Origin of the sequence: Streptomyces griseocarneus (assembly GCF_014655595.1) — a bacterium.
Classification (GTDB): Bacteria; Actinomycetota; Actinomycetes; order Streptomycetales; family Streptomycetaceae; genus Streptomyces; species Streptomyces griseocarneus.
In genome coordinates, this window is the sequence record NZ_BNBL01000001.1 from 1,156,827 (window position 1) to 1,177,311 (window position 20,485).

Sequence of the window (20,485 nt, forward strand, 5' to 3'; positions counted from 1 at the left end):
CAGCGACCCCGAGCAGGAGTACAGCAGGTGATCCGTGTCCTCATCGCCGACGACGAGCCACTCATCAGGGCGGGCATCAAAATGATCCTCACCTCGGCCGACGACATCGAGGTGGTGGCCGAGGCGGCGAACGGACGCGAGGCGGTCGAGCTGGCCCGGCGGCACCGGGCGGACGTGGCGCTGCTCGACATCCGGATGCCGGTCATGGACGGCCTCACGGCGCTCGGCGAGCTCGGCCGCACGGTGCCGGGCACGCGGGCGCTGATCCTGACCACGTTCGGCGAGCGCGACAACGTCCTGCGGGCCCTGCAGCAGGGCGGAGCGGGCTTCCTGCTCAAGGACTCCGCCCCCGGCGAGCTGATCGGGGCGGTCCGGGCGGCAGCGGCGGGCGACGCCTATCTCTCGCCCGCCGCCACCCGCCACGTGGTCGACTCGCTGGCCGGTGGGGCCGCCGCCACCCGGGCCGAGGAGGCCCGGCAGCGGGTGGCCGTGCTCGGCGACCGCGAACGCGAGGTGCTGGCCCTGCTGGGCGAGGGGCTCTCCAACGCCGACGCGGGCCGGCGCCTCCACATGAGCGAGGCCACGGTGAAGACCTATGTGAGTCGGATCCTCGCCAAGCTCGCCTGCGACAACCGCGTGCAGGCCGCCTTGCTGGCGCGGGACGCGGGACTGGGGGCGTGAGGCCGCCGGACCGAAGAAAGTAAGGTTTCAGGCCACCTTCACCTGACATGTGTTCAGGGAATCTGGGTTTTTGCGATATCTTTTTCGGCGTTCCCTCGTGACGGAGCGTCGGACGCGACGCCGGAGCGACGTCGGGAGCGCGTTGCACGCGCTGAAGCGCCTCCCGCGGAACACCTCGCACAGGCACGTGGCGGGCGAACCTCTCCCCGCCACGCATCGCCGTGCCGCAAAGACTCCAGCCCTGTTCCGCATCACCTAGGCAAAGGCCGCATGTCCGTTCATCCGCTATCGGACCTCATACGTTTCACCCGCCATAACTCACCCTTTTACTCGGCCCTCTACGCGCACCTGCCGGCCGACGTGAACCGCCTCACTGATCTCCCCGTCGTCGACCAGAACGCCTTCTGGGAGGCCAACACCCTCCAGGGCAACAGCGTGCTGACCGCCCCGCTCGGTGAGGCGGTCGTCTACAAGACGGGCGGCACCACCGGCGCACCGAAGTTCTCCTGCTTCACCCGCGAGGAGTGGCGGGAGTTCGTCACCGCCTTCGGCCAGGGCCTCGTCGAGGCCGGCCTGCGCCCCGGCCACCGGGTGGCGGACCTCTTCTACGCCGGCGAGCTCTACGCCAGCTTCCTCTTCATCCTCGACTCCCTCGCGCACGCCCCCGTCGACAACGTCCGCCTGCCCATCGGCGGTGCGGCCCCCCTGGAGACCACCGTCCCCACGCTCGAGGACTTCGCCGCGCAGGTCGTGGCGGGCACCCCGACCACCCTGTGCCGGCTCGCCGAGCACGTGGTCGCGACGGGCCGTCAACTCCCCTCCGTGGAGCTGCTGTTCTTCGGCGGCGAGGCACTCTTCGACGACCAGCGACGGCTGCTCGCCGCCGCCTTCCCCCACGCCGAGCCACGCTCCCTCGGCTACGCCAGCGTCGACGCCGGCCTCCTCGGCCGCCCCGTGCCCGGCCCCGACCCCCGGGTGCACCGCGCCTTCTCCCCGCACACCGTCGTCGAGATCCTCGACGAGACCACCGGCGAGCCCATCCAGGAGGAGGGCCGCCCCGGACGCGTCGTGGTGACCCAGCTCTTCCGCAGGCTCATGCCCGTCATCCGCTACCCCGCCGGCGACCGCGCGGAGTGGACCGACCACGCCGCCGGGCACTTCCGCATCCTCGGCCGCGCCGAGGAAGGCGTACGGGTCGGGCCCGTCTCGCTGTACTCGCAGGACGCGCTCGCCGCCGTCGCCGCGGCGGACACCGACGGCCGCGTCATGGGCACCCAGCTGGTGGTACGCCGCTACGAGGGCCGCGACCAGCTCGTGCTGCGCCTGGCCACCGCCCCCGGCGACGACGACCCCGCCGGGCTCGAGGTGCTCGCCAAGGCCGTCGTCGCCGAGCTGAACGCCGCCCGTCCGCTGTACCCCGACAGCATCGACGCCGGCTACGTCCACCCCATGGCCGTCGAGTGGGCACGCCACAGCGACCTCGTCGTCAACCCCCGCTCCGGCAAGCTCGTACGCGTCATCGACGAGAGGCCGACCGCATGACCGCCTCCCTCCCGGCGGCCTCCGAAGGCCGCCGCCTGCCCCTCGTCCTGCGCAACCGGGCGTTCGGAACCGTATGGCTGGGCCAGGTCCTGACCCAGGCCGCGGTGCGGATGTTCCAGGTCGGCATCTCCTGGTGGCTGGTCGCCTACGCCGTCGGCGGCGGCCGGGGCCTCGCCTCGGGCCTGTTCATGGCCGTCAGCACGCTGCCCGCCGTGGCGCTGGCGCCCGTCGTCGCCCGCACCGTCGCCCGCTTCGCCCCCCGCTCCGTGCTGCGCGCCGCCGCCGGCGCGGCGGGCGCGGTCGCGGCGGCGCTGGCCGCCTGGGCCTGCGCGAGCGGGCTGCCGCTCGCCGCCGCGTACGCCGCGACGCTCGCCCTCGCCGCCTGCCAGGCCTTCTTCGACCCCTGCCTGACCACCTCGGTGCCCGAACTCGTCGACGACGAGGACATCGAGGCCGCCACCGGCTTCGAGCTGTCCACCCAGTCGCTGGCGAGCCTGGGCGGGGCCCTGCTCGGCGCCCTGATCGTCGACCGGGCCGGCGTCGCGGGCCTCGCCGTCGGCTGCGCCTGCGCCTACGTCACGGCCGCGGTGCTCATCGCGACCGTCCGCTTCCGCCCGGCCGCACCCGCCACGCCCGACGGCGAGACGGAGGCCGCCCCGGCGCGCCGGACGCTGCGCCGGATCCTCGCCGGCCTGCCCCAGGTCCGCAGGATCCTGCTCTGCTTCACCGCCGCCAACCTCTTCACCACCGCCGTCTTCGTCGTCATCCCGCTCTACACCAAGTCCGTCCTCGACGACGGCGGTTCCACCGTCGCCCTGCTCGAGGCCTCGCTGGGCGCCGGCACGCTGATCGGCTCCTTCACCGGCGCCCGGGTGCCCGGCCGCCCCACCGCCCTCGGCGCCTGCCTCCTGGGCGTCATGGCCGCCGCGTTCGCCGTCCCCGGCCTCGTCGCCGGACGGTTCGTCATGGCGGGCTGCCTGGTGGCCGCCGGCTGGTGCGTGGGCGTGATCGGGGTGCGGTTCGTGGCGCTGTTCCAGCGGCTCGTGCCCGCCGCCGACAAGCCCGGCTTCTTCGCGGTGATGCAAGCCGTGCTGGGCGCGACGTTCCCCCTCGCCTCGCTGCTCTTCGGCCTGCTGGGCGACCACCTCTCCGTGCGCGTCCTGTGCCTGATCCAGGCCGCCGGCCTGGTCCCGGCCGCCGTCGCGCTGGCCCTGCTGCGCGACGGCACCCCGCGGGAAGAGCCCGTCGGCGCCGGTGACCGGACGCCGGAGCCCGTGAGCGCGGGAGGCCGGGGATGACCACCGTCATCGACGCGGCGACTCCCGCCGACATCGCCGACCTGCGCCAGCTGTACTACGCCGTCTACGGCCCGCACTACCCCGTCGCGCTCGGCACCGACCCCGCCGAGATGTCCCGCCTCATCGCGGACCCGCACTCCCTCTGGCTCGTCGCCCGCTGCCCGCGCACCGGCGGCCTGGCCGGATCGGCGGCCATCCGCAGCGAGCCCGGCAGCCGCACCGGCAAGCTCGAGGGCCTCGCCGTCCACCCGGACCACCGGGCGGCCGGCCTGGCCGGGGCGCTGACCGAGGAGCTGTGCGCGCGGATGCTGGACACCGGGCGGCTGGACTCGGTGTACGCCACCGTCCGTACCGTCAGCGCCGGCCCGCAGCGCGTGGTCTCCCGCAACGGCTTCCGGCCGCTGGGCGTCCTGCCCAACGCCGTGGCCCTCAACAGCCGTGAGAGCCTCGCACTCTACGCGCGTCACTCCGCCGGGGTCCTGGACCGCCGCGTCCCCGTCCCCGAGGTGCCCGCCCCGCTCGCGCCCCTGCTGCGCACCGTCGAGCGCAACCTGGGCGTCAGCTACGCGGACACCGCCGTCACCGCCCCGCTGCCCACGCCGGCGAGCACGACGGCCGCGCGGCTGGAGATGATCGAGGCCCCCGGCTTCGTACGCCGCCGCTTCCACGACCGCTTCCCCGACAGCGACCGCTGGTTCTACCCGCTGCACACCCCCAACACCCTGCTGGTGGCCGACGACGACCGCTTCGAGGTGTACGCCTACCTCAACCGCACCGGACGCTACTGCGCCCTGGTCGCCGCCCACCCCGGCCCGGCCGTCGCCGCCGACTGCCTGGAGGCGATCACCCGGACCCTCACCCGGGCCGGCGCCGGCTACGTCGAGGCGCTGCTGCCGCTCTCCGAGCACGGAATGCTCTCGGCCTTCCTGGCCCAGGGCTTCATCCCCAGCGCCCTCTACCCCGCGATGCGCCCGGAGGCCGACGGCGACCGCTTCCACGACTACGTCGTGATGTCCCGCACCGCCGAGCAGATCGACTTCCGCGGCGTGGTCGTCGACGAACCGCTCCAGCCGTACCTGGACGCCTATGTGTCGGCCTGGGCGTCGACCTACCTGCCCACACTCGAGGTTGCCCCATGACCCCCGTCAATCCCCATCTCGCCCCGGTCGCCGTCCCCGACCCGGCCCTGCTGCCCCAGGTGCAGCGGCTGTGCGACCTGACCGACCCCTACGCCTCCGGCCCCGCCGAGGAGGAGCTGTTCGCCGCCGCCATGGCGGAGATCAACGCCTGGCACGCGGACCGGTCGCCCTTCTTCAGCGGCCTCCACGCGAGCGAGCGGGCGCGCACGCCCTACGACGCGCCGCTGGTGCACGCGAACTTCTTCAAGCGCCACGAGGTGCTGTCCATCCCCCGTGACGACGTCCACCTGCACCTGACCTCGTCCGGCACCACCGGACAGAAGTCGCAGATGTTCTTCGACGAGTGGACCATCCGCTCCGCCCAGCGCATGGTCGCCCGCATCTTCGACCGCAACGGCTGGATCACCCCCGACCAGCCGGTCAACTACCTGCTCTACAGCTACGAGCCCGCCCGCGACCTCAAGCTGGGCACCGCCTTCACCGACAACTACCTCTGCGACTTCGCCCCCGCGCGGCACGTCGAGTACGCCCTGCGCGACACCGGCAACGGCCATGAGTTCGACCCCTTCGGCTGCGTCGCCGCCCTGCGCCGCTTCGCGGAGGACGACGCACCCGTCCGCATCCTGGGCTTCCCCGCCTTCCTGTGGTTCACCCTGGAGCGGATGCGCGCCATGGGCCTGCCGCCGCTGACCCTCCCCGAGGGCTCCCTGATCATCCTCGGCGGCGGCTGGAAGGGGCACACCGACCGGCAGATCGGCAAGCACGAGCTGTACGACCGCGTCACCGAACAGCTCGGCATCCCCTCCGAGCGGATCCGCGACACCTTCGGCTCCGTCGAGCACTGCATCCCCTACATCGAGTGCTCGCACCACAACCTCCACGCACCCGTCTGGTCCCGCGTGTTCATCCGCTCCACGCGCACGCTGGAGCCCCTCGGGTACGGCGAACGGGGCTACCTGCACCTGGTGTCCCCCTACATCACGTCCGTACCGGCGCAGAGCGTCGTCATGGGCGACCTCGCCTCCCTGCACCCCGGCGAGGAGTGCGGCTGCGAACTGGACACCGACTGGTTCGTCATCCACGGCCGCGCCGGAGTGAGCCGCAACAAGAGCTGCGCGGTGGCCGCCGCCGAACTGATGAAGGGCATGTCGTGACGAACGGGACCACCCACCACCAGCACTACTGGCAGGGCGCCTTCATCGACGACGAGGAGGCGGGACGGCGCCTGGCCGGCCTGCCCGCCGCCGTCGGGGCCGCCCTGGCCAGGCCCCTGGAGACCGAGACCCTCCTGGCCGCCTGCGACAAGCTGGCCACCGCCCTCCTCGACCCCGCCCACCCCACGCACGCCCGCCTGGCCGGGCACCTGGCGCCGGGCGAGGACGCGAGCGTGCTCGCCGAGCTCGGCGCCTTCCTCGGCCGCCGGGAACTGACCCGCAAGCTCCGCCGCGAGCTCGGCGGCAGTGCCCCGCAGCGGCTCGGCCGCCCCGACGCCCGGGAGACCGTCTACGAGGCCTGGGCCCCGGTCGGCCTCGTCGCCCACATCGCCCCCGGCAACGCCGCCACCGTCGCCCCCCTCAGCCTCGTCGAGGGACTGCTCGCCGGCAACGTCAACATCCTCAAGACCAGCGGCTCCGACACGCTCCTGGCCCAGCACCTGCTCGCCGAGCTGGCCGCGCTCGACGAGAGCGGGGCCATCGCCGAGCGCGTCATCGTGCTGCGCTTCTCCTCCTCGCGGCAGGAGTGGCTGCGGCTGATGTGCGCCCCGGCCGACGCCGTCGCCGTCTGGGGCGGCGAGGCCGCCGTCGAGGGCGTCGCCGCCCATGTGCCGGCCGGCTGCCGCCTGGTGGAGTGGGGACACAAGATCTCCTTCGCCTACCTCACGCGCGACGCCTGGCAGGACGCGGAGGTCCTCGGCGCCCTCGCGGCCGACGTGTGCCTGTACGAGCAGCAGGCCTGCTCCAGCCCCCAGGTGGTCTACCTCGACACCGAGGACGCCGGCGAGGTCTTCGCCTTCGCCGAGCGCTTCGCGGCCGTCCTGGCCGCCATGCCCCCCGCCGAACCGCCCGCGGACGGCCCCGACCCCGCCGAGGAGGCCGAACTCACCACCACCGAACTCATCGCCCGCCTGGAGGAACACCTCGGCCTCACCCGCGTCCTCAGCGCGCCCGACGGCTCCTGGCGCGTCATGGCCGACACCCGGCCCGCCCTCACCGCCTCCCCGCTGCACCGCAGCGTGTGGGTCAAGCCGCTGCCCCGCACGAACGTCCTGAGCACCCTGCGCCCCATGCGCCGCTACCTGCAGACCGCGGGCATCGCCGGCAGCCGCACCGACATCGCCGAGCTCGCCCGGCTGACCCTGGCCGCGGGCGCCACCCGCGTCACCCCGGTCGGCGCCATGCAGAGCGGCTACTCCGGCGAACCGCACGACGGCGTCTACGCCCTGCAGCGCTACAGCCGCCGCGTCGCCGTCCAGGCCGACGAGCGCTTCGCCACCACCGCGTGCCTCGACGACCTGGCGCGCCCGGTGGAGTTCCCCCCGCCGAGCGGCCCCCTGCTGGACAAGGCCGCCGTCCAGGAACTCAACCGCGACGTCGACCGCCGCGACGCCGAGCTGTACTTCCGCAGCGGCGGCAGCACCGGCACGCCCGCCCTCTCCCTGTTCACCTACGACGACTACGACACCCAGATGCACGCCGCCGCCCGCGGCCTGCTCGCCGCGGGCTACGACCCCGCGCGCGACCGCACCGCCAACCTCTTCTACTGCGGCGGCATGTACGGCGGCTTCATCAGCTTCTTCTCCATCCTGGAGCGGCTGGGCGGGGTCCAGATGCCGATCGCCGCGAGCACCGACCACCGGGCCACGGCCGAGGCGATCGTCGCCCACGAGGCCGACACCCTCTTCGGCATGCCCTCCTACCTGTGGCAGCTCCTGCACGAGGAGGGCGAGCGACTGCGCTCGTACGGCGGCATCCGCAAGATCTTCTACGGCGGCGAGCACTTCACCGCCGAACAGCGCCGCACCCTCGCCGAGACCTTCGGCATCGAGACCATCCGCTCGATCACCTACGGCAGCACGGACCTGGGCCCGCTGGGCTACCAGTGCGACCGGAGCACCGGCGGCGTCCACCACCTGCACGCCGACCTGCACACCCTCGAGATCCTCGAGACCGACGCCGACCGCCCCGTGGCCCCCGGTGAGACGGGCCGCCTGGTCTTCACCACCCACGCCCGGCGCGGCCAGAACCTGGGCCGCTACGTGATCGGCGACCTCGGCCGCGCCCTTCCCGGCCGCTGCCCCTGCGGCAGCCACGCCCCGCGCTTCGAACTGCTGGGCAGGCTCGGCGACGTGATGCGCGTGGCCACGTACTTCCTCAACTACCGGCGCTTCGTCGCCATCGCCGAGGAGGACCGCGGCTACGCCGGCGAACTCCAGGTCCTCCTCACCGACGCGGGCCCGCGCGAACGGCTCACCGTCCGCGTCGAGCACACCCCGACGGCGGCCCCGGACGACCTCCGCACCGCCTTCCTGGCCGGCTACCCCGAACTGCGCTCGGCCGTCGAGGAGCGCCTGCTCGACCTCGTGGTCGAGACGGCGGACCCCGCCGGATTCGACCGCACGGCCTCCAGCGGAAAGCTGCGGGCGGTGGTGGACGACCGGCGGTAGCCCGGTCCGTACGAGCGGAACGCCGGCCGGTCCCCGTGGCCGGCCGGCACCGGGCCGCGCCGCAGTCAGAATCGCGTCAACGTACCGGCCCGGCCTGCCGCTTCCCGCCCCGGCGACCTGACGATGGGTCATGAGCCCACGGGCCGCCGGGCGGCACGCCGCCGCCCCTCGAGACGAAGGAGCGGCACCATGCCCCAGGCCGGTGCACCGTCCGACGCGCCGGGCAGCCGCCCCGGCACACTGAAGGTCTTCCTCGGCGCGGCCCCGGGCGTCGGCAAGACCTACCGGATGCTGGACGAAGGCTGGCGCCGGTCCCTGCGCGGGACCGACGTCGTCGTGGCCTACGCCGAGTGCCACCACCGCCCGCACACCGAGGAGATGCTCGCGGGCCTGGAGGTCCTGCCGCGGCTGCGCCGCACCCACCGGGGCGTGGAGCACACCGAACTCGACCTCGCGGCCGTCCTGGCGCGCCGCCCGGCCGTGGCGCTCGTCGACGAGCTGGCCCACACCAACGCCCCGGGCGCCGGCAACCCCAAGCGCTGGCAGGACGTCGAGGAACTGCTCGGCGCCGGAGTGGACGTCGTCACCACCGTCAACATCCAGCACCTGGAGTCCCTCAACGACGTCGTCGAGAAGATCACCGGCCTGCCGCACCGGGAGACCGTCCCCGACGAGGTCGTACGCCGCGCCCACCAGATCGAACTCGTCGACATGGCACCCGAGGCGCTGCGCCGCCGCATGGCGCACGGCAACATCTACGCCCCCGACAAGATCGACGCCGCGCTCTCGCACTACTTCCGCGTCGGCAACCTCACCGCCCTGCGCGAGCTGGCCCTGCTGTGGGTCGCCGGGCGCGTCGACGAGACCCTGCAGCACTACCGCGCCGAGCACGGCATAGGCGGCGTGTGGGAGACCCGGGAACGCGTGGTCGCCGGCATCACCGGCGGCCCCGAGGGCGCCACCCTCATCCGCCGGGCCGCCCGCATCGCCGCCCGCTCCTCCGGCGGCGACCTGCTCGCCGTCCACGTCACCCGCAGCGACGGCCTCGCCGGGGCCTCGCCCGCCGCCCTGGCCCGGCAGCGGCAGCTCGTGGAGAGCCTGGGCGGCAGCTACCACACCGTCGTCGGCGACCACGTGCCCATGGCCCTGCTGGAGTTCGCCCGCGCCGAGAACGCCACCCAGCTCGTCGTCGGCGTCAGCCGCCGCGGCCGGCTGCTGCGCCTCCTCGGCACGCGCGGGGTGGGGGAGGCGGTGGTCGAGGCGTCGGGGGACATCGACGTCCACCTGGTCACCCACGAGCGGGCGGGCCGGGGCCGCGGCCGCCCCGCCCCGGGCCGGGACCTCCCGCTCGCCCGCCGGCTCGGCGGGCCCGTCGCCGGGCTCGCGCTGCCCGCCCTGCTGACCGTGCTGCTGCGGCGCCCTGCGGTCGCCGACGCCCTCGGCCTCAACCTCACCAGCGAGGCCCTGATCTTCCTGGCCGCCGTCGTCGGCGTGGCCTGCGTCGGCGGCGTGCTGTCCGCCCTGCTGGCCTCCCTCGCGGCCTCGCTCCTGCTCAACTACTACTTCATCCCGCCCGCCGGCCGCTTCACCATCGCCGAGGCCAACAACGCCCTGGCCCTCGTGGTGTTCGCGCTCGTCGCCGTCACCGTCGCCGCCGTCGTGGACCGCTCGCTGCGGACCGGCCGCCGCGCCGCCCGCGCCACCGCCGAGGCCCAGACCCTGTCCTCGCTGGCGGGCGACATCCTGCGGGGCGAGCTGGACGTGCCCGTGCTGCTGGAACGCACCCGCGAGACCTTCGGCATGGAGTCCGCCGAACTGCGCCCGCGCGACGGGAACGGGGAAGCGGTACGGGCCGGGCGGGCGCCGGACGGCGAGGACGGCACCGGGATCCGGGTGCCGGTGGGGGAGGACCGCCTGCTCGTCCTGCGCGGCCGCGACCTGCCCGCCACCGAACGGCGGGTGCTCACCGCCTTCGCCGCCCACCTGACGGCCGCCGTGGAACGCGCCCGCCTCGCCGAGGCGGCGGCCGAGATCGAACCGGTCAGGGCCGCGGACCGCATGCGCACCGCCCTGCTCGCCGCCGTCAGCCACGACCTGCGCACCCCGCTGGCCAGCGGCTGGGCGGCCGTCAGCTCCCTGCGCAGCCGGGACGTGCGCTTCTCCGACGAGGACAGGGAGGAACTGCTGGCCACCGCCGAGGAGTCCCTGGTCAGGCTCAACCGGCTGGTGGACAACCTCCTCGACATGAGCCGCATCCAGGCGGGCGCCCTGACCCTCCACCTGCAGCCCACCGCGCTCGCCGACGTGCTCCCGCCCGCCCTCGACAGCCTGCCGGAGCCGCCGGCCGACCCCGTCGTCACCCAGGACCTCATCCCCGTACCGGACGTGCTCGCCGACCCTCCGCTGCTCGAGCGCGTCCTCGCCAACCTGGTCGCCAACGCCGTCCGGCACGCGCCGCCCGGCCGTCCGGTCACCGTCACCGCCAGCGTCCTCGCCGGGCGCGTCGAGCTGCGCGTCGTCGACCGGGGGCCCGGGATCCGCGCCGCCGACCGCGAGCGGGCCTTCGCGCCCTTCCAGCGGCTCGGCGACACCGACAACACCACCGGCCTGGGCCTGGGCCTCGCCCTCTCCCGGGGCCTGACCGAGGCCATGGGCGGCACGCTCACCCCCGAGGACACCCCCGGGGGCGGCCTGACCATGGTCGTCTCGCTGCCCGCCGCCCCCGCCCCGGAGCCCGGTGGCGCGCCGATGTGAGCGGGTGCCGCCGGACGATGCCCTAGGCCCGTGCGAGGAAGGCGCGGACCTGGCGGGAGACCGTGTCGTCCGTCAGCAGCTGGTTGTGCGTGGGGCAGCCCTCGGCCCGGGTGTTGACCGCACCGGCGAGCTCGGTGCTCGAGACCGGGACGACCACGCCGTCGCACGGCGACCACCACGTGCCGTAGCGGGTGGCGCCGGGAGTCTCGTCACCGGCGTTGAGCTGCCTGAGGACGTACGAACCGGGGGTCATGTCCCGGCAGGCCCGGTTCCACAGCGCGCACGCCCAGGCCGCGGTCGTCCCGTGGTTGGGCCCCGCCAGCGACACCCAGTGCCCGACCCTGTCCGCGCCGCCGCCGAACTTCACGTACCAGCGCGAGGGCAGGCTGCCCAGGCTGTGCGCCACGATGTCCACGCGCGAGGCCCCGGTGCGGGCCAGCACCGAGTCGACGTAGGAGGACAGCCGGCCGGCGAGCACCTCGTTCGTCGACTGCGTGGTGTCGTACGACCAGGCCGCGAGCCGGTCCTCGGGATACCCGGCGCGGGCGAAGTCGGCGCGCATCTCGCCCCAGACGCCCGGGCCCGCGTTGGCCCCGTGCACGAACACCACCGGATCGGGAGGGGCACCGGCCCCCAGGGCGGGCGGAGCGGCGCCCAGGGCGACGGCGGACAGGACGAGCGAGAGGGCGGCGATGAGCAGACGGCGCATGCGGCGGGGCCACCTTTCTGTTGCGCGACGCGGTTCCGCACTTCGGTTCCGCACGTGTGGTCCGCACGGATCGCGTCCTGCACGGCGATCCGTTCCCGTGCGCCGGAACTATGCCAGCCCCAACGGCCGCACGGACAGGGGGAGTCGCATGCATGGAAGGAACCCATCCGGGTAACTCGTCCGCTCTGCAAGGTGAACGACTCCGCAAGGTGACCAACGGATCCGGTGCCGCGAGCGGCGCCCCGCGATTGGGGGGCACGACCATGTTCATATCCCGCACGACCCGGCGCACGACCTGGCGCACCACTTGGCGCACGGGGGTGGCGCTCGCCGTCCTCGCCGCGCTGACCACGTCCGCCGGCGCGTTCGCGGCGCCTCCGGGCGCCCCCGCCGGAGCCACGGCGCCGCCCCCGCAGGACCACGAGGGCAGCCCGTCCTCGGCCGTCGACCGGGTGGCAGCCTTCTACGGCGCGTACGTGGACGCCCGCACGGGCACGCCCGACACGGTCCTGGCCGACGCCCTGCGCGCGCACTTCCTGACCCGGGAGTTCCGCGGGCGCCTGGCGGCCTGGGAACGGAAGAACGGGGCGGACGGGGTGCTCCGCGCGCAGAACACCCCGCGCGCCTGGCGCGTGAGCTACGACAACAGCGGCGCGGGCCACACCTGGACGCGCGTCCGGCTCACCTGGGGCGACGAGGCCAAGCCGACGTACACCTACGTGAGCGTGCAGTCCGACCTGACCACGAGGCTGATCTCCGACATCAAGGAGGCGGAGGAGTGAGGCGCTCGCAGTAGCTCTTGCGGGCGGATCAGTCCGTGCGCTCCTCGTCCCGGTCCCCGCTCCAGTGGGTGTGGAAGGACCCCTCGCGGTCCACCCGCCGGTAGGTGTGGGCACCGAAGAAGTCGCGCTGACCCTGCGTCAGCGCGGCGGGCAGCCGGGGGGCGCGCAGCGCGTCGTAGTAGGCGAGGGCGGCGGAGAAGCCCGGCGTCGGCACGCCGTGCCGGACCGCCGTGGCGACCACCGCGCGCCAGGCGTCCTGGGCCCGGCCGACCTCGTCGGCGAACTCCTTGTCCGCCAGCAGCGTCGGCAGGCCGGGGTCGGCGGCGAACGCGGCCCGGATGCGGTCCAGGAACGCCGCCCGGATGATGCAGCCCCCGCGCCAGATGGCGGCCATGGCGCCGAGGTCGATGTCCCAGCCGTACTCGGCGCTCGCCTTGGCGATCATGTTCCAGCCCTGGGCGTACGACACCACCTTCGACGCGTACAGCGCCTCCTCGACCTGCGCCGCGAACTCCTCGGCGCCGACGGGCGAGAGCGGCTCGCCCGCAGGCCCGGGCAGCGCCCGCGCCGCCTCGCGCAGGTCCTTGTGCCCGGATACGGACCGCGCGAACACCGCCTCGGCGATGCCGGACACCGGAACCCCGAGGTCCAGCGCGGTCTGCACCGTCCACCGCCCGGTGCCCTTCTGCTCGGCCTCGTCGGCCACCACGTCCACGAACGGCCGGCCGGTCGCGCCGTCGGTGTGGGCGAGCACCTCGGCGGTGATCTCGATGAGGTACGAGTCCAGCCGCCCGGTGTTCCAGGTGCGGAAGGTCTCGGCGATGCGGGCCGGCTCGTAGCCGCCGACCGTGCGCAGCAGGTCGTACGCCTCGGCGATCAGCTGCATGTCGGCGTACTCGATGCCGTTGTGCACCATCTTGACGAAGTGCCCGGCGCCGTCGGGCCCGACGTGGGTGCAGCAGGGGGTGCCGTCCTCCGCCTTGGCGGCGATGTCCTCGAGCAGCGGCCCGAGGGCCGCGTAGGACTCGGCCGACCCGCCCGGCATGATGCTGGGCCCGTTGAGGGCACCCTCCTCGCCGCCGGAGATGCCGGCGCCGACGAAGTGGATGCCCTTCTCGCGGAGGGCGGCCTCGCGGCGGCGGGTGTCGGCGAAGTGGGCGTTGCCGCCGTCGATGATCATGTCGCCTTCCTCGAGGAGCGGCGCGAACTCCTCGATGACGGCGTCGGTGGCCTCTCCGGCCTTGACCATGACGATCAGGCGCCTGGGTCTCTGCAGCGCGGCGACGAAGTCCTCGGCGCTCTCCGCGGGCACGAAGTTCCCCTCGTGCCCGTGCTCGTCGACGAGGGCCTTCGTCCTGGCGTGGGTCCGGTTGTGGACGGCGACGGTGTGCCCGTGGCGGGCGAAGTTGCGGGCGAGGTTGCTGCCCATGACGGCGAGCCCGGTGACGCCGATCTGCGCGGTTGCCCGGGTGGAGGAGGTGCTGGTGCTGGCCATGCGGTGTTCCACTCCTGTCACGTGCATCGAAGGCTGGTCCGACGCGTCAACGCCGGACACTTCGAAGATCTTCCCCGCGGGGCGCCCGACTCCTTCCCGCCTGTGCGCAACTACCGTGCGCGCACCAGCAGATGGCCCCGGCGGAACCGCTCCTCCTCGTGGGGTTCACGCAGCATCCGGCCGACTTCCGCGGACGAGTTCGGCGTAGCGGACGGCGACGGCGTCGTAGGCATCCACTGTCGTACGGAGGTGCGAGGGAAGTTCGGTCACGGGAGACGAGACCAGGGCTCGCGCGACCGGGCCCGGCGACGGCCGGTGTCGAATCCGATGTCGATACCGATGTCGGTGCCGATACCGATGCCGACGCCGTGCGTGCCGGACCCTTCCCGGCATTCGTCCGGCCGGTCAGTCCTCGTGGCGGACGACGCAGAGGCCCCAGATGACGAAGGCGCACAGGGCGATCACCACGATCGACCACAGCGGGTAGTACGGGATGAAGAGGAAGTTGGCGAGGATGAGCAGCGCCGCTATGACGATGCCCAGCACTCTGGCCCAGGTGGAGACCTTGAACAGGCCGAGGCCCACCATGATCGCCGCGATGCCGAGGAAGAGATGGATCCAGCCCCAGCCCGTCAGGCTGAATTTATAGACGTAGTCGGTCGTGCTGACGTACACCGTGTCGTGGACTATCGCCGAGATGCCCCGGAACAGATCCAGGAATCCCGCGATGAGCAGCATCACGGCCGCGAAGACCGTCAGCCCGGCGGCTGCCGCCAGGGACCGTTCGCTGTGGTGACGGTGGTCGAACGAGGACGACATGATGTCTCTCCTTTGCCTGGTGGGTCCTTGCCCGGTCGGTCAGTGGAGGATCTTCTCCTTCGCCCGGCGGAACTCCTCGTCGGAGATGTCTCCCCTGGCGCGGATTTCCGAGAGTTTCAGCAGCTCGTCCGCCTCGCTCCCGCGGCTCGTGCCGCCGGCTGTGTCGCGGACGTACTGGTCGAACGCCTGCTGCTGGGCCTGGAGATGGCGTCGTTCCCGGTTGCCCATGCCGCGGCCCCGGGCGAGGACGTAGACGAATACGCCCAGGAAGGGCAGCAGGATGGTGAGAACGAGCCAGCCCGCCTTGGCCCAGCCGCTCAGCGCGTTGTCACGGAAGATGTCGGCGATCACGCGGAACAGCAGGATGAACCACGAAACCCACAGCACGATCCACAGGACGGTCCAGAACGCCCCCAGAAGCGGATAGTCGTAGGCGAGATAGACGTGTTCACTCATGATCCGGACCCCTTGTCGGTGTGGTGCCGTTCGCCGCGGAGGCGGCGCCGAGAATCGCGAGGACGGCCAGGACGAGGACGGCGACGCCGAGGATCAGGGCCACGCTCGCCGCGGTGGGGTAGTTCCAGAGGAACAGGGCCAGTGCCGCGGCCGCGATGACGATGCCGGTGGTCCAGCGGCGGTGCGTCTGCAGCCAGTGGCCCGTGGCGCCGGTGCGCAGGCCGGAGTGGGCCATGGCCCGGCCGGTGGCGCCGGTGGCCCGGCCGGTCACCGAGCGGACGAGCCGGGCGCCGCGGCCGGGACCGTAGAGGTAACCGGCCAGCGCCGTGACGACCGCCGCGACGAGGACCGTGCGGGTGGCGGCGCGCAGGAAGCGCACGAAGGTGTCGTAGACCGTGGCGGCCGCGTCCGGGGGCAGGGTCGCGGGCGGCACCGAGTCCAGGTAGACGCGCCGTGCGACGGCGAGCGCCACGAGGAGCAGCACCATCATCACGCCGATGCCGATGGCCGCGGTCATCAGCGTCACCCTGTGCGCGGGCGCCGACCACACGGCGAGCGCGGCCAGGACGACGACCGTGACGGGCAGCCATGTGCCGACGACCTCGAGCAGGCGCATGCCGGCCTGGGCGTCGTCGAGCTTTTCGGTGCGGAACAGAGTGATCGTCTTGTCGACGTCAGGGATGTTCGAGGCCTTCTCGTAGCCCTCCGCGACCAGCTGCTGCTTGACCTTGTCCACGACCGTGCCCAGGTCGAGGACGACGGCGTCGCCCTTGGCCTGCACGGCGCTGGTCCCCTCGCCGGTGAGCGTCTTGACGACGGCCGCGTGGGCGCGCCGGTTCGCGTCGTTCCACAGCTGCGCGAACTGGTCGCTGGTGACGACCTTGTCGACCACCTTGTGGACGGCCGTGGTCAGGGCGTTCTTCAGGGGGCCGGCGAGCAGGTGCGACTTGTCCACGATCGCCGGCGGCGCGTCGGCCTTGGCGAGCGCGTTGGAGAGGGCGTCCGTGATGGCCTTGATGTCGACGTTGTCGACCACGCGGGTGGTCAGCCGGTCCGTGACGGCGTTCTGCACGGACGGGTCCTTGGCCAGCGGAGCGACGGTCTGTACGTAGCGGTCGGTGTCCGAGACCTGACTGTCGGCCCAGGCCGCCACGACCGCGAGCGGCGAGAGGACGAAGGCGAGCACCAGCAGGACGGACGTCGCCGCGTAGCGCAGCCGCCGGTGGTGCAGGGCCTCGCGCTCGCGCAGGCGCCGGTAGTCGTCGCGTTCGCCGGGGGTCAGGGCGCCGTCGTCGTGCGGGGGCCCGGGAGCGCGGGGCATGGCGTTCATGGCCTGCTCCCTCCTGGCCGGTCGTGTGCTGACGGAGACGGTGTCCTTCGCAGCGTGACCGGGACCGGGTACGCGCCGCATCACCCGTAGCGGGTGAGCCGGAGGCGGGCGCTCCTGCAGCCCCCTGTCGGCCCGGCACGGCGGGCGACACGCCCCCGCCCAAAACGCCGGCCGGTCGCCGCGCGGCCCTAGGGTGCGATCAAGCGGCCGCTCGCCCGTCACCGGGGCGCACCGGACAGCGGAGAGGGTGCAGGCGTGAAACGATGGCGGGCCCTGATCGTGCTCGGGACGGCCCAGTTCCTGATGGTGCTGGACACGTCGGTCATGAACGTCTCGATCAGCACGCTGGTCGAGGACTTCCGCACCGAGGTCACGGCGATCCAGGCGGTCATCACCCTCTACACCCTGATCATGGCCGCCTTCATGATCACAGGCGGGAAGCTCGGCGACGCGTTCGGCCGCCGCCGGGCCTTCGCCGTCGGGCTGGTCGTGTACGGAGTCGGCTCCGCCCTCACCTCGCTGGCACCGTCGCTGTGGGTGCTGGCGCTGGGCTGGTCGGTGATCGAGGGGCTGGGCGCCACCCTCGTCCTCCCGGCGCTCGCCGCACTCGTCGCCGGCGCGTACCGCGGCCGGGAACGGGCCGTCGCCTACGGCGTCATCGGAGGGCTGGCCGGCGCCGGCATCGCGGTGGGGCCGCTGCTCGGCGGATGGGTGACGACGTACCTGACCTGGCGGCTGGTGTTCGCCGGCGAGGTCGTGCTCGTCATCGCCATGCTGTGCGTCCTCCGGTGGATCCCGGACGTCCCGCGGGAGCCGCGGACCCCGCTGGACAAGGGCGGCGTCGTCCTGTCCGCGGCCGGGCTCGCCCTCGTCGTCCTGGGTGTCCTGCAGAGCAGTTCCTGGGGATGGCTCAAGCCCCGCAACCCGCCCTTCACCGTCCTCGGCTTCTCCCCGACCGTGTTCGTCATCGCGGCGGGGGGCGTGGTGCTGTGGCTGTTCTGCTCGTGGGAACGGCGGCAGTCGGCGCGGGGGAGGGAACCCCTGGTGCGCCTGTCGCTGTTCGCGCTGCCGCCGCTGCGGTCGGGGCTGACCATGTTGCTCTGTCAGAACCTCGTCCTGCTGGGCCTGTTCTTCATCATCCCGCTGTACCTGCAGGTCGTGCAGGGTCTCGACGCCTTCCAGACCGGACTGCGCCTGCTGCCGGTGTCGGTGACGATGCTCCTGTCCGCCATGGCCGGCCCGCTGCTCGGCCGGATCGCCGCACCCCGGACGGTGGTGCGAAGCGGGCTGCTCGTGCTCGTCGTGGCGGCCGTATGGCTGCTGGCCACGATCGAGCCCGAGATCGACAGCCTCTCCTTCGGCCTGGCGATGGCCGTCCTCGGCCTGGGCATGGGGCTCCTCGCCTCCCAGCTGGGCAATGTCGTGCAGTCCAGCGTCGGGGAGGCCGAACGCAGCGAGGTCGGCGGCCTGCAGTACAGCGCGCAGAACCTCGGCTCGTCCCTGGGCACCGCACTCATCGGCTCCCTGCTGATCGGAGCGCTGGTCCACGCCTTCACCACGCAGATCGAAGGCAACCCGAAGGTCTCGGACGCGGCCCGGCAGCAGGCGGGCATCACCATGGAGGCGGGGGTGAGCTTCGTCGGTACGGACCAGGTGCGCACCGCCGCCGAGCGTGCCGCGCTCCCGCCCTCCGAAGTCGACGCGATCGTCGACTCCTACGCCGCCGCGCAGCTCGACGCCCTCAAGGCCGCCGTCCTGGCCGCCGCGGCCGTCACCCTCGGCGCCTTCCCGTTCACCCGCCGACTGCCGGCCGAGCGGCTGAGCAGGGAAGCCGGCCGGTGAGCGTGGTCCTGCGGCCCGTCGGCACCGCGACCGGTCTCGTCCTCGCCTACTACCTGCTGCCCCTGGACAAGAGGTTCGAGGGAAGCACCGCCGTGGGCCTCGTCCTCGGCCTGGCCGCCGTGGCGGCCCTCTTCACCTGGCAGATCCGCTCGATCATGCGGTCCTCGCGGCCCCGGCTGCGGGCCGTCGAGGCGCTGGCCACCACGGTGCCGCTGTTCCTGCTGCTCTTCGCGGGCGCGTACTACCTCCTGGAGCAGGCCGAGCCGGGGAGTTTCTCCGAGCCCCTCAGCCGGACCGACGCCCTGTACTTCGCGCTCACGGTGTTCAGCACCGTCGGCTTCGGCGACATCACCCCCCACGCGGAACAGGCACGGATCGTCACCATGGTCCAGATGTCCGGCGACATCCTGCTCGTCGGTGTCGCCGCCCACGTCGTCGTCGGCGCGGTCCAGTCCGCCCTCGGGCGCGGGCCGGCCGACGGATCACCTCCCGCTCCCGGAGGGGCCTCCGGCCCGGGCGGAGCCGGCGGCGGGTAGGCCACGGCCCGCCGTGACGGCGAGCTCCCACAGGCGCCGCCAGTCCAGACGCGGCCGCGCCGGCGGAACGCCCGGACGGTGCCGGGGCACCCGTACCCGCAGCGCACCGGGCTCCGACACGCAGCGCACGGGAGCGGGGAGCGTCAGCGCCTCGCCGTCGACGCCGACCCGCACCTCCGACTGATCGGCGCCCACGACGACCTCGCCGGCGGTCAGCGCGACCAGGCCGGGCGCGCGCCGGCCGCGCAGCAGACCGGCCGCCTGCACCGCGCTGTCGACCGTGACGCTCACCAGCCCCAGCACTCCGCCGTCGAGCCGGTCGCGCCGGCCCAGCCCCGCCCGGTCGCCGACCCGGTACGGGTTGTTGCTGACCAGCACGGCCTGCGGACCGTCGACGCTGACGGCCCCGGCGCCGACCGTCAGCCGGGGGCCGCGCTGATGGGTCAGCACGTCGGGCAGCAGCCGCAGCAGGGTGCCGGCCTTGTCGTCGCGGTACGCCGGGCTCTGCACGACCTCCGCGTACGCGCCGAAGGAGGCGTTGTTGACGAAGACGCGCCCGCCGACGCGGCCGAGGTCCACCCGGAACTCCACCCCGTCGGTGAGCGCCTCCAGGCTCCGCGACGGGTCGTCCCGGTCGAGCCCGAGGTCCAGGGCGAAGTGATTGCGCGTCCCGGCCGGCACCACCACGAACGGCACGCCGTGCTCCGCCGCCACCCCCGCCACCAGCGCCTGCGTCCCGTCGCCACCCGCCACACCGAGCAGGTCCGCGCCCCGGGCGAGGGCGTCGCGGGCGAGGGCGGCGACGTCCGCCGAGCCGGCGGGGCCGAGCAGCACCACCTCCGCGCCGAGCGCCTCGGCCTTCTCCTGGAGGCCGAAGCGGCCCACCTTCCCGCCGCCCGAACGCGGGTTCATCAGGAGGCAGGCACGCCCGGGCGGCGGGACCGGACGGCCGGGAGCCGTGCCCGCCGCCACGTCCGCCCGCAGCGCGGACCGGCCCGCGACGCCGGCCAGCGCGCACAGGGCCAGCGAGACCAGGACGAGCCAGAGCAGCCTCGCCGCGACGTACGACGCGAGCACGGCCGGCGGCGCCGCCGCGGCCACGACCAGGGCGACGCCCCGCACCACGCCCCGGCGCGTCAGCGCCCACCACCCGGCCGCCGCCGCGACGACCAGGCCCGCCGCCCCCACGGCCGCCAGCCCCACGCTCTTGAACCCCGCCACGGACAACAGGAGCACCCCCGCGCCGACGGCCGCCACGACCGCCAGGCGCGCGCTCCAGCGCTGCCGTGCCCCTCCGGGGGCGGCGACATGCCTCATGGCACCTCCAGGGCTCGTGACCCGGCCCTTCCCGTCATTGTCGCCGCCCGAGGGGTCGCCACCGTCACCCGGAACGGGTGAGGCAGACCCCGGCGCGCCGGGCCCACAGTGGGACTGCCAC

The 20,485-nt window shown here is 73.6% G+C and carries 16 protein-coding genes; 10 read left to right on the forward strand and 6 right to left on the reverse strand.

Features of this window, described 5'->3' with window-relative positions; genetic code table 11:
• The first annotated feature begins 27 nt into the window (after positions 1 to 27).
• From IE295_RS04730 to IE295_RS04760, 7 genes are all read left to right on the forward strand, one after another.
• Positions 28 to 681 carry a response regulator transcription factor gene (locus IE295_RS04730; protein WP_190062119.1) on the forward strand — a complete coding sequence of 218 codons (654 nt, stop codon included), beginning with the start codon at positions 28 to 30 and terminating at the stop codon, positions 679 to 681.
• 270 nt (positions 682 to 951) lie between these two features.
• Positions 952 to 2,223, forward strand: a complete 1,272-nt coding sequence (locus tag IE295_RS04735) for a phenylacetate--CoA ligase family protein (protein WP_190062120.1) — start codon at positions 952 to 954, stop codon at positions 2,221 to 2,223.
• Positions 2,220 to 3,521: an MFS transporter gene (locus IE295_RS04740; protein ID WP_190062121.1), complete on the forward strand. Its 1,302-nt coding sequence runs from the start codon at positions 2,220 to 2,222 to the stop codon at positions 3,519 to 3,521. The genes IE295_RS04735 and IE295_RS04740 overlap by 4 nt, the downstream gene beginning before the upstream one ends.
• Positions 3,518 to 4,660: a GNAT family N-acetyltransferase gene (locus tag IE295_RS04745; RefSeq protein ID WP_190062122.1), complete on the forward strand. Its 1,143-nt coding sequence runs from the start codon at positions 3,518 to 3,520 to the stop codon at positions 4,658 to 4,660. Before IE295_RS04740 ends, IE295_RS04745 begins: the two co-directional genes overlap by 4 nt.
• The gene (locus IE295_RS04750; RefSeq protein ID WP_190062123.1) at positions 4,657 to 5,814 is read left to right on the forward strand and encodes a LuxE/PaaK family acyltransferase; all 1,158 of its coding nucleotides are present in this window, start codon (positions 4,657 to 4,659) and stop codon (positions 5,812 to 5,814) included. Before IE295_RS04745 ends, IE295_RS04750 begins: the two co-directional genes overlap by 4 nt.
• Positions 5,811 to 8,324, forward strand: a complete 2,514-nt coding sequence (locus IE295_RS04755; protein WP_224323376.1) for an acyl-CoA reductase — start codon at positions 5,811 to 5,813, stop codon at positions 8,322 to 8,324. The genes IE295_RS04750 and IE295_RS04755 overlap by 4 nt, the downstream gene beginning before the upstream one ends.
• Before the next feature lie 189 nt (positions 8,325 to 8,513).
• The gene (locus IE295_RS04760) at positions 8,514 to 11,078 is read left to right on the forward strand and encodes a sensor histidine kinase (RefSeq protein WP_190062124.1); all 2,565 of its coding nucleotides are present in this window, start codon (positions 8,514 to 8,516) and stop codon (positions 11,076 to 11,078) included.
• Positions 11,079 to 11,100: 22 nt separating this feature from the next.
• Here the strand turns inward: IE295_RS04760 and IE295_RS04765 are convergent, their stop codons facing one another.
• The gene (locus IE295_RS04765) at positions 11,101 to 11,787 is read right to left on the reverse strand and encodes an esterase/lipase family protein (RefSeq protein WP_190062125.1); all 687 of its coding nucleotides are present in this window, start codon (positions 11,785 to 11,787) and stop codon (positions 11,101 to 11,103) included.
• A 263-nt stretch (positions 11,788 to 12,050) separates the two neighbouring features.
• Between IE295_RS04765 and IE295_RS04770 the strand changes: the two genes are divergently transcribed.
• Positions 12,051 to 12,569, forward strand: a complete 519-nt coding sequence (locus IE295_RS04770; protein ID WP_190062126.1) for a hypothetical protein — start codon at positions 12,051 to 12,053, stop codon at positions 12,567 to 12,569.
• A gap of 28 nt (positions 12,570 to 12,597) precedes the next feature.
• Here IE295_RS04770 and gnd read toward each other — a convergent pair whose 3' ends face one another.
• The 4 genes from gnd to IE295_RS04790 all read right to left on the reverse strand — a co-directional run bounded on the left by gnd (position 12,598) and on the right by IE295_RS04790 (position 16,669).
• Positions 12,598 to 14,064 (reverse strand): NADP-dependent phosphogluconate dehydrogenase, encoded by a 1,467-nt coding sequence (gene gnd / locus IE295_RS04775; RefSeq protein ID WP_190062127.1) that lies wholly within the window; start codon positions 14,062 to 14,064, stop codon positions 12,598 to 12,600.
• 405 nt (positions 14,065 to 14,469) lie between these two features.
• A complete protein-coding gene (locus tag IE295_RS04780) occupies positions 14,470 to 14,883 on the reverse strand; it encodes a DUF7144 family membrane protein (protein WP_190062128.1) in 414 nt (137 codons plus the stop codon).
• A gap of 39 nt (positions 14,884 to 14,922) precedes the next feature.
• Positions 14,923 to 15,339: an SHOCT domain-containing protein gene (locus IE295_RS04785; protein WP_190062129.1), complete on the reverse strand. Its 417-nt coding sequence runs from the start codon at positions 15,337 to 15,339 to the stop codon at positions 14,923 to 14,925.
• Positions 15,332 to 16,669 (reverse strand): hypothetical protein, encoded by a 1,338-nt coding sequence (locus IE295_RS04790; RefSeq protein WP_308013139.1) that lies wholly within the window; start codon positions 16,667 to 16,669, stop codon positions 15,332 to 15,334. The genes IE295_RS04785 and IE295_RS04790 overlap by 8 nt, the downstream gene beginning before the upstream one ends.
• Positions 16,670 to 16,924: 255 nt before the next feature.
• Between IE295_RS04790 and IE295_RS04795 the strand changes: the two genes are divergently transcribed.
• Together IE295_RS04795 and IE295_RS04800 are read left to right on the forward strand one after the other, a co-directional pair.
• Complete coding sequence (locus tag IE295_RS04795) at positions 16,925 to 18,511, forward strand: MFS transporter (protein WP_190062130.1); 1,587 nt, start codon at positions 16,925 to 16,927, stop codon at positions 18,509 to 18,511.
• The gene (locus IE295_RS04800) at positions 18,508 to 19,047 is read left to right on the forward strand and encodes a potassium channel family protein (protein WP_190062131.1); all 540 of its coding nucleotides are present in this window, start codon (positions 18,508 to 18,510) and stop codon (positions 19,045 to 19,047) included. The genes IE295_RS04795 and IE295_RS04800 overlap by 4 nt, the downstream gene beginning before the upstream one ends.
• On the opposite strand, the gene IE295_RS04805 is transcribed toward IE295_RS04800, so the two are convergent.
• Positions 18,994 to 20,364, reverse strand: a complete 1,371-nt coding sequence (locus IE295_RS04805) for a diacylglycerol/lipid kinase family protein (protein ID WP_190062132.1) — start codon at positions 20,362 to 20,364, stop codon at positions 18,994 to 18,996. The genes IE295_RS04800 and IE295_RS04805 overlap by 54 nt on opposite strands.
• Positions 20,365 to 20,485: the final 121 nt, after the last annotated feature.

What these genes read in the sequence shown, in the direction of transcription:
- IE295_RS04735 (WP_190062120.1), top strand. Translation starts at nt 952, where the DNA reads ATGTCCGTTCATCCGCTATCGGACCTCATACGTTTCACCCGCCATAAC.
- IE295_RS04740 (WP_190062121.1), top strand. Translation starts at nt 2,220, where the DNA reads ATGACCGCCTCCCTCCCGGCGGCCTCCGAAGGCCGCCGCCTGCCCCTC.
- IE295_RS04745 (WP_190062122.1), top strand. Translation starts at nt 3,518, where the DNA reads ATGACCACCGTCATCGACGCGGCGACTCCCGCCGACATCGCCGACCTG.
- IE295_RS04750 (WP_190062123.1), top strand. Translation starts at nt 4,657, where the DNA reads ATGACCCCCGTCAATCCCCATCTCGCCCCGGTCGCCGTCCCCGACCCG.
- IE295_RS04760 (WP_190062124.1), top strand. Translation starts at nt 8,514, where the DNA reads ATGCCCCAGGCCGGTGCACCGTCCGACGCGCCGGGCAGCCGCCCCGGC.
- IE295_RS04765 (WP_190062125.1), bottom strand. Translation starts at nt 11,787, where the DNA reads ATGCGCCGTCTGCTCATCGCCGCCCTCTCGCTCGTCCTGTCCGCCGTC.
- IE295_RS04770 (WP_190062126.1), top strand. Translation starts at nt 12,051, where the DNA reads ATGTTCATATCCCGCACGACCCGGCGCACGACCTGGCGCACCACTTGG.
- gnd (WP_190062127.1), bottom strand. Translation starts at nt 14,064, where the DNA reads ATGGCCAGCACCAGCACCTCCTCCACCCGGGCAACCGCGCAGATCGGC.
- IE295_RS04780 (WP_190062128.1), bottom strand. Translation starts at nt 14,883, where the DNA reads ATGTCGTCCTCGTTCGACCACCGTCACCACAGCGAACGGTCCCTGGCG.
- IE295_RS04785 (WP_190062129.1), bottom strand. Translation starts at nt 15,339, where the DNA reads ATGAGTGAACACGTCTATCTCGCCTACGACTATCCGCTTCTGGGGGCG.
- IE295_RS04790 (WP_308013139.1), bottom strand. Translation starts at nt 16,669, where the DNA reads ATGAACGCCATGCCCCGCGCTCCCGGGCCCCCGCACGACGACGGCGCC.
- IE295_RS04805 (WP_190062132.1), bottom strand. Translation starts at nt 20,364, where the DNA reads ATGAGGCATGTCGCCGCCCCCGGAGGGGCACGGCAGCGCTGGAGCGCG.